The following is a 10,299-nucleotide window of genomic DNA, read 5'->3' on the forward strand; positions in this document are numbered from 1 at the left end:
CATGAGTCCACATTCATAGCAAGACTGGAGGTATTGATGAAACGGATGACTGCCCTTTTTTCCGCTGCCCTGCTCGCCGCCGGCATGCTGTCAATGACGGCCCATGCACAGGAGGATTCGGCCAGCGCTTCCGAGCAGCCCCAGGCCCAGGCCCCGACGCAGGACTTCTCCGACGCCCAGCTTCAGCAGTTTGCCGATGCGTCTCGGGAAATCGCCATGCTTTCCCAGGAGTACACCGAGCGCCTGAACGCTGCCGAAGATGAAGCAGCCCAGCAGGAAGTCCGCATGGAAGCCAACGACCGCATGGTCGAGGTCGTCGAGGACAGTGGTCTCGATGTCGATACCTTCAACGCCATCGGCCAGGCCATCCAGCAGGACCCCGAGATGATGCAGCGTGTTCAGGAAATGGCTCAGTCATAAGCCAGAGAATCGCGCACATTGTCGTCATCAAGAAGCCACCCCTCGCGGGTGGCTTTTTGATGGGTGCCTCATCGGCATGGCGGAAGTGCACTTTACAGCATCCGATGGGGATTTCAGACTATCAGGCATCACGCATCGGTTGACGGAGCGCCGCGCATGGATGTTGAACTCCTCGAGATTCGCCAGCACATGGGGCGCTTCGCTCCCTTCGACACGCTCTCCGATGACTTGCTGGATGAGCTGGCCGCCGGGATCGAGGTGGCGTATTACAAGGCGGGCTCTGACATCCTCACGATCGATCAGGAGGTCCATGAGCTCTGCTATATCCGCAGCGGTGCCGTGGAAATCAAGCGCCGCAATGGGGATCTCTACAACCTTATGGGCGAGGGCGACATCTTCGGTCACTTCAGCCTGCTGAGGAACCATCGGGCACGATTCCCCGCCCGGACCATGGAAGACACCCTTATTTATTTCGTTCCTGAAGCGCTCTTCAATCGGCTCTGTGAGGCCGATGAGCACTTTGCCGATTTCGTTGAGCTCGAGCGCCCACGTCTGGAAACGGCGGTGGAGGAACACAAGAAACACAACGACATGATGATCACCCGCGTGCGCAAGTTGCTGACGCGCTATCCCCTGATGGTCGAAGCCTCCACCACTGTCCAGGACTGCGCACGACAACTGGGTGATGTGCATGCCTCGGCGGTTCTGGTACTGGACAAGCCGGGCGAGAATCCTCGCTATACGTTCCGTGACAGCCAGGAACGAGCCTGGCAGGTAAAAGGCATTCTTACCGACAGTGACTTTCGCAAGCGGGTGGTGGCCGAGGGGCTGCCTCCGGACACCCCGGTGGGGGAGGTGGTCAGTGACCGGCTGATCAGCATCCAGTCCGGCGAGTCGATCCATGAGGCGATGCTGTGCATGCTGCGCAACAACATCCAGCACCTGCCGGTCCTGTATCGTCGCAGCCCCATCGGTATCCTCCATCTCTCCGATATCATCTGCCACGAGACCCACTCGAGCCATTATCTGGTCAGCAATATCTTCAACCAGTCCAGTGTGGCAGGCCTGGCCAGGCTGGCGCCGGATGTCCGTTCGGCCTTCATCCGCATGGTGGACGATGGCGCCGATTCACGCATGATCGGCAGTGCCCTCTCGACCATCGAGCGCAGCTTCTCCCGTTGCCTGCTGGAATTGGCCGAGGAGGAACTCGGTCCGCCTCCCGTGCCCTATTGCTTCATGGCCATGGGTTCCATGGCGCGCAACGAGCAGTCCATCGTCACCGATCAGGACAATGCCATGGTGCTGAGTGACGACTTCAATGCCGCGGCGCACGATGCCTACTTCAGTGAGCTGGCCAAGCGGGTCAGCGATGGCCTGGATGCCTGTGGTTACAGCTACTGTACCGGCGACATCATGGCCACCAATCGCCAATGGCGGCAGCCGCTGTCGGTGTGGAAGGGCTATTTTCGTGACTGGATGCGTGATCCGACGCCGGAGCGCCTGTTGCACAGTTCCATCTTCTTCGACCTAGACAGCGTTTACGGCGAGAATCTTTACGTCGAAGAGCTCCAGGACATGGTGGCCGAAGTCGCCCCAAAGAGCCCCCTGTTTCTCGCCGCCATGGCGCGCAATGCCCTGAATCGGACCCCGCCGCTGGGGTTCTTTCGGACCTTCGTGATGGAAAAGAACGGCAAGCAGAACAATTCGATCAACCTCAAGCGCCGCGGTACCGCCCCCCTGACCGATCTGATCCGTGTCCATGCGCTGGCCTGCGGTTCCCGGGCCCAGAACAGCTTCGCCCGTCTCGATGACATCGAGAAGACCCAACTGCTCGCTATGGGCGTCAGCGACAAGCTGCGCTACGCGCTGGAGTTTCTTTCCATGTCGCGTATCCGTCACCAGGTCATCGATCTTCGCAACGACCGTTCGCCGGACAACACTATCGAGCCGGAAAATGTGTCCGACAGCGAACGTCATAACCTCAAGGATGCCTTCCAGCTCCTCAGCAATGCCCAGAAGTTTCTGAAATTCCGCTACCCGGTCCCCTCCTAGAGGCTCCATAGTGTCCTACCTTCCCCTTCGTCGACGACAGGGGCCGACCTGGCCCGACTATCTGGCCAGTCGTGCCGCTCAGGCGCGGCATCCCCTCCTGGCGGACTTCTTTTCGGCCGGCACACCGGCACCGCAGACCCTGATCGCGGAGGTTCCGATGGTGGCCATGGACATGGAAACCACGGGCCTGGATCCGAGTCGCCATGCCATCGTCAGCATCGGGGTGGTGCCCTTCGACATGGCGAGAATCCGCTTCGCCGAGCGTCGCTATTGGGTGGTACATCCACCGCGGCCCCTGCTGCGTGAGTCGGTGGCCTTCCACCGCATCACCCATTCCGAGGCCGAATACGCCCGGACCTGGAGGCCGTGTTACCCGAGTTGCTGGAGGCCCTGGCGGGTCGCCTGGTGGTAGTCCATTTCCGGCATATCGAACGGCCCTTCCTCGATTCGGCCGTTCAGGCTCGCCTCGGAGAGGGTATCCTCTTCCCGGTGATAGACACCATGTCGCTGGAAGCCAGGCTCCATCGCCAGTCGCTCTGGACGCGCTTTCGACACCGGATGAGGCGGCCACCTGTGTCGATCCGCCTGCACAACAGTCGCGAGCGATACGGGCTGCCGGCCTATCAGGGCCATCATGCCTTGATCGATGCCCTGGCCACCGCCGAACTCCTCCAGGCACAGATCGCCGCCCGTTATACGTTGGATACGCCGATGGGCGAACTCTGGAGCTAGCCGAGCACTGAAGCGCGTTTCACGAGGATCGGACACGAGAAGGCGGCCCGCAGGCCGCCTTCTCGTGTTGCCGCATGAGGACCGGTGGCTGTCAGCCGCGCGGCTCGCTCATCAGGCCCTTGACGATGGCGTAGCAGGCCGCCAGCAGCACCAGCGTGAAGGGCAGGCCAGTGGTGATCACCGCTGTCTGGAGGGCCGCCAGGCCCCCGCCCAGCAGCAGGGCGATGGCGATGGCGCCCTCGATGATCGCCCAGAACACGCGCTGCGGCTTGGGCGCGTCGACCTTTCCGCCGGCGGTGATTGAGTCGATCACCAGCGAGCCGGAGTCAGAGGAAGTGATGAAGAAGACCATCACCAGCACGATGCCCACGAAGGAGGTGATCTGGGTCAGCGGCAGCTGGCCGAGCATCACGAACAGCTGCAGTTCCAGGTCAGCGTTCTGAACCCCCTCGAAGCCATCGCGGATCACCTGGTCGATGGCACCAGCAGCACGGCGATCAGGAACTCCCTCACGCTGCGACCCCGGCTGACCCGGGCGATGAACATGCCGACGAAGGGCGACCAGGAGATCCACCAGGCCCAGTAGAAGGCAGTCCAACCCTGGCTGAAGTTGGCATCCTCACGACCGAAGGGGTTGGAGAGCGCCGGCAGGTTGACGACATACGCCATCAGGTTCTCGAAGAAACCCGTGGCGATCATCAGCGTCGGCCCGACCAGGATCACGAACCCCAGCAGCAGGAAGGCCAGCCCCATGTTGAGTATCGACAGGCGCTGCACGCCCTTGTCGACGCCGGCCAGGATCGACATCAACGCGACGACGGTGATGCCCATGATCAACAGCACCATGGTGACGTTGTTGTTCGGAATGCCGAACAGGTAACTCAGACCCGCCGAAGCCTGTGACGCACCGAGGCCCAGCGACGTGGCCAGGCCGAACAGGGTGGCGAAGACCGCGAGGATGTCGATGACATGCCCCGGCCAGCCCCAGATGCGCTCTCCCAGAATCGGGTAGAAGATCGAGCGCATGGTCAGCGGCAGGCCCTTGTTGAAGGAAAATATTGCCAGGGCCAGCGCAACGACAGCATAGATCCCCCAGGGGTGCAGACCCCAGTGGAAGATGGTGGCAGCCATGCCCAGGGCGGTGGCCGCCTCTTCATTACCTACGGCAGCTGCCAGCGGTGCCCAGTCGGTACGCGCGCCATTCTCGACCGTGGTGCCGCTCAGCGCCGTACCGAAGTGCGTCAAGGGCTCGGACACGCCATAGAACATCAGGCCGATCCCCATGCCCGCGGCGAACAGCATCGAGAACCAGCCGGCGTAGCTGAAGTCCGGCGTGGCATCGCCCCCCCCCGATGCGTACCTTCGCAAGGGGGGTGAAGATCAGCACGACGGAGAGCAGCACAAAGATGTTGGCCGCGAGCAGGAAGAACCAACCCAGGTTGCCGGTCAGGAAGCTGAAGGCGACGTCGAAGATCGGCGTGACCTGCTCCTGGAGCGCCAGGGTGATGATCACGAAGAACAGGATCACGATGGACGAGATGGTGAAGACCTTGCCATGCAGGTCCACATCCACACCGAAGGTGCGGGTCGTGATGTTGTCCTGGCCGATCACATAATCGGTATCGATCAGGTTCGCGGCCCCATCGGGGGCCGGAATGCCTTCGGAGCCGTTGCTGGCCCCCTGGGGTTTATCGTCGTTGGAATGATTCTCCACGAAGTTTCTCCCTGCTGGTGGCGTAGTTGGAAAGGGTGTTGTTGGAAATGGCGTTCAGCATCGGCTCGGCGTCAGGGCCTGATCAGAAAGATCGACGCCTTGGTATGGGTAGCTACCTTGCCACCGTGAGACGGTATGACGACATCCAGGTGCTTGGGTGGATGAGTCGGCATGACGACAAGGTCGGCTTCCACGTCATCGATCGCCTTGATCAATAGGTCATCGAGATCGGCGATTACGTCGGGACTGTTGATGGTCTTGGTGCTGACCGGCTGGCCATGTGCCTCGGCCCGTTCCTTTGCGAAGGCCTCTAGCTTCTGCGCATATTCCTGAGGCGTCCTGGCCACGCTGCTCGGTGCGTTGGATGTGACGCCCACATAGCAGACCTCGGCATCGTAGTGTCGAGCCAGGTCCGCCACCTTTTCCAGCGCCGGCTCGATGACGTCCAGGTGTGCCAGGTCTACCGGTACCATGATCTTGCGATACATGTCTGTGTCTCCCTGTTGACGGCGAAAACCCGCCGCTGCGTCGAGTGTGTTCGCTTTTCAGCATCCTGCCCGAGGCCTAGTCAACGCCCCGGAGAGGGATCCTGCCGCACTTTACATGATTAGGAAAAAAGTTTGCAGGCAGCTGTCGCCTAATCGCGACAAGAGGCCTTGGGAGCGAGACAGGACGGATTGAGAACAGAACTGGATGAAAAAAGGGGAGAGCCGGATGGCATCTCCCCCTGAGGACCGGGCCTGATGCGTGGATCAGGCCCGTTACGTGGTGTTTCAGCCGTTCAGCCACTCCTCGACCACGTCCTGGTTCTCCTCGACCCACTGCTTGGCATTCTCGTAGGGCTCGGCGTCTTCTTCCTGGTTCATCAGCATGACCTCACCCATCTGCTCGGGGGTCCACTCGAAGGCATCCAGGATGGCGTAGGCCTCGGGCATGTCCTCCTTCAGGCCCTGGCGGGCGATGGTATTGATCTGCTCGGCACCGCCGTAGACGTTCTCCGGGTCCTCGAGGTACTTGAGGTCCCAGCGGGCGAACATCCAGTGGGGGGTCCAGCCGGTGACCACGATGTCTTCCTCGTTGTTGATGGCACTGGCCAGGGCCGCGGTCATGGTGGCCCCACTGCCGCTCTGAAGGTCCATCTCCTCGAACTCGTAGGACTCGACGACCTTCTCGGTGAGGCCCATCAGGCCGGCGCCCGGATCGATGCCGGTGATCGTGCCATTGAAGGTGTCGGCGTTCTCGTCGAGCTCGGCGATGGAGTCGACGTCGGTGTAGGCCGGCACGACCAGCCCCAGCTTGGTGCCGTCCAGGTTGGGGCCCAAGTCGACGACCTTATCACCCACCCGCTCCAGGTAGTCGGCGTGGGTGGTCGGCAGCCAGGCGGCAACGATGGCATCGGCATCGCCGGTGGACAGGGACTGCCACATGGCGGCGGCGGACAGCGAGGTCAATTCTACCTCGTAGCCGGCCTGCTCGAGCACGGCACGCACTACATTGGTGGAGGCGACCTCGGAAGACCACTCGACGTAGGCCAGGTGGACGCTGCCCTTGTCCTGTGCCTGGGCGGCACCGGCGGCGAGACCGACACCGGCCACCATGGCCAGGCTGGCGAAACGGATGGTACGGCTTAGGGGGTGCTTGATCATCATTTTGCCTCTTTTTTGAGCGTTCATATAACTACCTTGAGGCGCTCCGGGTGGATTTCAACCCGGTCGACCGAGAGGTGCTACTGCTTGCGACTCTTACGAAACGACTGGGTCAGCCGATCGAGCAGCATGGCGATTATCACCACGGCGATGCCTGCCTCGAAGCCGTCGCCCGGGCGCAGCCGCTGGATGGCGCGCCACACCTCGCTGCCCAGGCCGGCGGCGCCGATCATGGCGGCGATCACCACCATGGACAGCGCCAGCATGATGGTCTGGTTGATGCCCGCCATCATCGTGGGCAGCGACAGTGGCAACTGCACCTTGAACAGTTTCTGACCGCGGGTGGCGCCGTAGGCATCGGCGGCCTCGATCAGCTCCTTGGGCACCTGGCGGATGCCGAGGGTGGTGAAGCGTATCGCCGGCGGCATGGAGAAGATCACCGTGGCGAAGATCGCCGACACCGAGCCGATGCCGAAGAAGGGGATCGCCGGGATCAGGTAGACGAAGGCCGGCATGGTCTGCATGAAATCGAGTATGGGCATGATGGTCTTGTAGAGCCGCTCGGAGAGCGCCGCGGTGATACCCACGGGGATCGCCATGACCACGGCCACCAGGGTGGCGATCACCACCAGGGTCAGGGTCTCGATCATCGGGTTCCAGAGTTCGAGATTCCAGATCAGTGCCATGCCCAGGGCGGCACCGATGGCCAGGCGATAGCTCGCCACCCACCAGCATAGGCCGACGATGATCAGCAGCAGGGCCCAGGGCGGCAGCCACATCAGCCCGTCGTTGAGCCCGTCGATGCCGGTCTGGGTGACCCGTGAGATGCCGCGGGTCACACCGGAGTATTCAGTGGTCAGCCAGTTGAGGCCGCCCTCGATCCAGTCGCCCAGCGGGATTCTTGGAATGTCGATAGCCATTACTTGTCTCCTGCCTGTGCCAGTTGATCGAGGATGGCCCCCTTGACCACCACGCCGAGCAGCCGCTGCTCGGCATCCACCACGGCGATGGGGTACCCCTTATCGCTGAACATGGCGAACAGGTTGTGCAAGGGTTCCTCGAGGCCAACGGTGCGAAAATCCTGCGTCAAGATGTCTTCGATAGTGTCCTTGCTCTCTTTTGCCGCCTCCACCACGGCATCGACCTCGGCCAGGCCCAGCAGTGTGCGGTCGCGGCGGGTCACGTAGATAGAGTCGATGTTGTTTTCATGCATCTTACGCAGCGTGGTGCGCGGGCCGTCGGTATCGCGGGCGACGGCGCGTACCGGGCGCATGGCGTGTTCGGCGGTGAGGATCTTGGACATGTCCACACCCTCGATGAAGCGCTTGACGTAGTCGTTCGCCGGCTTGGTGAGGACCCCCTCCGGGGTGCCGACCTGCACGATTTCACCATCCTTGAGCAGGATGATGCGGTCGGCGATATTGAGCGCCTCATCGAGATCGTGGGTGATGAACACCGTGGTCTTCTGCATGCGGTTTTGCAATTCAAGCAGTTCCTGCTGCATGTCGCCGCGGATCAGCGGGTCCAGGGCCGAGAAGGCCTCGTCCATCAGCAGCACGGTGGCGTCGTTGGCCAGCGCCCGGGCCAGCCCGACGCGCTGCTGCATGCCGCCGGAGAGCTGGTTGGGGTAGGCGTCTTCCCAGCCCTCCAGGCCTACCTGTTCCAACGCGTTGCGGGCGGTCTCGGTGCGCTCGGCTTTCTCCACGCCGCGGATCTCGAGGCCGAACTCGGCGTTCTGCTGTACCGTGCGGTGCGGGAAGAGTGCGAAGTTCTGGAATACCATGGAAAAATGGCGCCGACGGCACTCCAGCAGCGCCTTATCGCCAAGCTTGGGAATGTCCTCGTCGTCGATGACGATCTCGCCTTCGCTGGGCTCGATCAGCCGGTTGAGGCAGCGAATCACGGTCGATTTGCCGGACCCGGAAAGCCCCATGATCACCAGCAGCTCGCCCTCGTAGACATCGAAGTCGATGTTGGAAAGGGCCAGCGTCTGGCCGGTCTTCTCGAAGATCTCGGGGCGCTTCAGCCCCTGGTCGCGCATTTCGAGCGCCTTCTTCGGGTTGCCACCGAAGACCTTGCTCAGGTTGCGAACCCGAATCTTGACGTTGCGGTTGTCGTTCATTGGCTATGCCTTCTGTCAGCCCCCTGGATTGACGGAGGAATCGCCTCCCCTGGGGTCGCCTGTCGACGTATTGATGTCGACCGCATGATGAAGTGCGGCAGCGTTGATAACGGGTAAGGTGTATACCTTAGTGGTTATTGAATGGCCATTCAAATTCGATTGTTGCGGTAAGGCGACTCGAAAGGCCGAGTGAACGGCACGGAAGTCGGTATCGAAGGGCCCCGTCGAGGCGTCCGATATGGCCATCGAGGATCACTTCCCGTTCGATGATCTAGAGCCTCTCGATCAACCTCAAGGACGATGAAGTGCTCGAGCAGTTGGGCATCGATGAGGCCCAACGCCAGGCACTGCGCGAAAGGGGGGTGGTGAAGTAATCGCCTACCGGTCAAGGCATCAGTATCGCCAGGAGTATCGGCAGGTAGACCAGCGAGAGCAGCGTCGAGCAGAACACCAGGCTGGCGGTGTACTCGGGTTCCCGCTTGGCCTTCTGGGCGAAGAGGTAATTGAACACCGCCACGGGCATGCTCATCTGCAGGACCAGGATGGCCAGCGCCATCTCGGGCAGGCCGAGCAGGTGACCTATCTCCCAGGCGATCAGGGCGGCGAGAGGGATGCGCAGCAGGCTGAAGCCGATGCCGGCCTTGAGATTCCTGACCTGGATACTGGCCAGCGACACGCCCAGGGTGATCAGCATCAACGGTACCGTGAAGCCGGAAATCAGGTCCACGCTGTTGTGCAGCCAGAGTGGCAGGTCGGTGTCGGTCACCAACAGCGCCAGCGAGATCAGGATGGCGTAGACAGTGGGCGTCTTGACCAGAGTCTTCAGGGGGTTGCCTCGGCTGATGAGCATGGTGCCCAGGGTGAACTGGAAAAGCGCCACCGTGACCATCACCGTGATGCCGAACACGAAGCCCGACTGGCCGAAGGCGTAGAGCACAACCGGCAGACCCATGTTGCCGGTATTGGGGTACATGGTCGGTGCCAGCAACACTCGCCAGTCGCGTTTCAGCAGCCAGGCCAGCACGAAGGTCAGTCCCGCCATGGCCACCAGCACCAGAGTCGTGGCCAGCATGGTCAGGCCGAAGCTGCCGGCATCGATGTCGGCGCCGGACAGCGAGGCCAGGACCAGCGCCGGTGTGCCGATATTGAACACCAGGCGGGTGACGAACTCGATGGGATAGGCATAGCCCATACGAATCCAGGTGAACCCCAGCCCGGCACCGGCTATTACGGGCGCCATCACGGCAAAAAGTTGGGCGAGCATGGCAGGTCCTCGGCAGGAAAGGCTGTTATTGTCCGGAACCGGCGCCTGGCCATGCAAGTTTGGTCGGCGTCGGGCCTCGATTCATGGCCTCACTTTCGTCGATTCATCGCTACTGCCGGGATACGTCTGAATGTCTGCCAATGCCCCTCATAATAGATTCCAGTCCTTGTTGCGGCTGGTTCGCAAGGTGTCGAGGAGTTAAACCTTCGAGTGCCGGCCGGAAATACCCTGGCACCCACGCCGACTTGCTGGCCCGCAACGGCCAGTGGCGGGTTCAGACCGGTGTGATCGAGGCAGAGGAGATGGCATAACGCAAGACGCCCGGCCGGGGCCGGGCGTCTTGCTAGGA

Annotated in this window: 7 protein-coding genes and 2 pseudogenes; 3 read left to right on the top strand and 6 right to left on the bottom strand. The window is 61.8% G+C overall.

Translation table 11 applies throughout. The features are described 5' to 3' along the window. Nucleotides 1-36 precede the first annotated feature (36 nt). From ACESMD_RS04645 to ACESMD_RS04655, 3 genes and pseudogenes are all read left to right on the top strand, one after another. Nucleotides 37-420, top strand: a complete 384-nt coding sequence (locus ACESMD_RS04645; protein ID WP_372610789.1) for a DUF4168 domain-containing protein — start codon at nt 37-39, stop codon at nt 418-420. A 156-nt stretch (nt 421-576) separates the two neighbouring features. Continuing rightward, nucleotides 577-2,472 (top strand): DUF294 nucleotidyltransferase-like domain-containing protein, encoded by a 1,896-nt coding sequence (locus tag ACESMD_RS04650; RefSeq protein WP_372610791.1) that lies wholly within the window; start codon nt 577-579, stop codon nt 2,470-2,472. Between the two features lie 10 nt (nt 2,473-2,482). After that, nucleotides 2,483-3,204, top strand: a pseudogene (locus tag ACESMD_RS04655) (3'-5' exonuclease). Between the two features lie 91 nt (nt 3,205-3,295). Here ACESMD_RS04655 and ACESMD_RS04660 read toward each other — a convergent pair. The 6 genes and pseudogenes from ACESMD_RS04660 to ACESMD_RS04685 all read right to left on the bottom strand — a co-directional run bounded on the left by ACESMD_RS04660 (nt 3,296) and on the right by ACESMD_RS04685 (nt 9,950). Next, nucleotides 3,296-4,918: pseudogene (locus ACESMD_RS04660) on the bottom strand (BCCT family transporter). 71 nt (nt 4,919-4,989) lie between these two features. After that, nucleotides 4,990-5,406 (bottom strand): universal stress protein, encoded by a 417-nt coding sequence (locus ACESMD_RS04665; RefSeq protein ID WP_372610793.1) that lies wholly within the window; start codon nt 5,404-5,406, stop codon nt 4,990-4,992. A gap of 285 nt (nt 5,407-5,691) precedes the next feature. Continuing rightward, nucleotides 5,692-6,564: a glycine betaine ABC transporter substrate-binding protein gene (locus tag ACESMD_RS04670; RefSeq protein WP_372610795.1), complete on the bottom strand. Its 873-nt coding sequence runs from the start codon at nt 6,562-6,564 to the stop codon at nt 5,692-5,694. Nucleotides 6,565-6,644: 80 nt separating this feature from the next. Next, a complete protein-coding gene (locus tag ACESMD_RS04675; protein ID WP_372610801.1) occupies nt 6,645-7,478 on the bottom strand; it encodes an ABC transporter permease in 834 nt (277 codons plus the stop codon). A 5-nt stretch (nt 7,479-7,483) separates the two neighbouring features. After that, complete coding sequence (locus tag ACESMD_RS04680) at nt 7,484-8,686, bottom strand: glycine betaine/L-proline ABC transporter ATP-binding protein (protein ID WP_372610797.1); 1,203 nt, start codon at nt 8,684-8,686, stop codon at nt 7,484-7,486. Between the two features lie 385 nt (nt 8,687-9,071). Further along, on the bottom strand, nt 9,072-9,950 hold the full coding sequence (locus tag ACESMD_RS04685) for an AEC family transporter (protein ID WP_372610799.1): 879 nt from the start codon (nt 9,948-9,950) through the stop codon (nt 9,072-9,074). Between the last annotated feature and the right edge of the window lie 349 nt (nt 9,951-10,299).

Source organism: Halomonas sp., from assembly GCF_041689495.1.
Taxonomy (GTDB): Bacteria; Pseudomonadota; Gammaproteobacteria; order Pseudomonadales; family Halomonadaceae; genus Halomonas.